Raw genomic sequence first — 1,059 nt, 5'->3', positions numbered from 1 at the left:
GAGCTTCTCTTCCATGGCGACCGGCACGATGAGCTGCACGTCCATGGTGACGTTGTCACCGGGCATCACCATCTCGGTGCCCTCGGGCAGGGTGCAGACGCCGGTCACGTCGGTGGTGCGGAAGTAGAATTGCGGCCGGTAGTTGGTGAAGAACGGGGTGTGGCGCCCGCCCTCCTCCTTGGTCAGGATGTAGGCCTCGGCCTTGAACTTGGTGTGGGGCTTGACCGAGCCGGGCTTGCACACGACCTGGCCGCGCTCGACGTCCTCGCGCTTGGTGCCGCGCAGCAGCACGCCGACATTGTCGCCCGCCTGACCCTGGTCCAGCAGCTTGCGGAACATCTCGACGCCCGTGACCGTCGTGGTCTGGGTGTCGCGGATGCCCACGATCTCCACCGTCTCGCCGACCTTGACGATGCCGCGCTCGACGCGACCCGTCACCACCGTGCCGCGGCCCGAGATCGAGAACACGTCCTCGATCGGCATCAGGAACGGCTTGTCGATCGGACGCTCCGGCTGCGGGATGTAGCTGTCCACCGTCTCCATCAGGGCCAGAACCGCGTCGTGGCCGATCTTGGGCTCCTTGTTCTCGAGCGCCATCAGGGCCGAGCCCTTGGTGATCGGGATGTCGTCGCCCGGGAAGTCGTACTTGGAGAGAAGCTCGCGCACCTCGAGCTCGACCAGCTCCAGAAGCTCCTCGTCGTCGACCATGTCGACCTTGTTGAGGAACACCACCAGCGCCGGAACGCCGACCTGGCGGGCCAGCAGGATGTGCTCGCGCGTCTGCGGCATCGGGCCGTCGGCCGCCGACACCACCAGGATCGCGCCGTCCATCTGCGCCGCGCCCGTGATCATGTTCTTCACGTAGTCGGCGTGGCCGGGGCAGTCCACGTGCGCGTAGTGACGGTTCTGCGTCTCGTACTCCACGTGCGCCGTCGAGATCGTGATCCCGCGCGCCTTCTCCTCCGGCGCCTTGTCGATCTGGTCGTAGGCCGTGAACGTCGCCCCGCCCGATTCCGCCAAAACCTTCGTGATCGCCGCCGTCAGCGACGTCTTGCCGTG

The 1,059-nt window shown here is 66.6% G+C and carries 1 protein-coding gene; it reads right to left on the bottom strand.

The annotated features are described in order from the left end of the window. On the bottom strand, window positions 1–1,059 hold a 1,059-nt coding region (tuf, locus tag F6X53_RS32010), incomplete at both ends, for an elongation factor Tu (RefSeq protein WP_151005961.1).

The sequence above is a fragment of the Methylobacterium soli genome (assembly GCF_008806385.1).
Lineage (GTDB): Bacteria > Pseudomonadota > Alphaproteobacteria > Rhizobiales > Beijerinckiaceae > Methylobacterium > Methylobacterium soli.
Note: the sequence above shows the minus strand (reverse complement) of the source record. Positions and strands in the feature narration are given on the sequence as shown.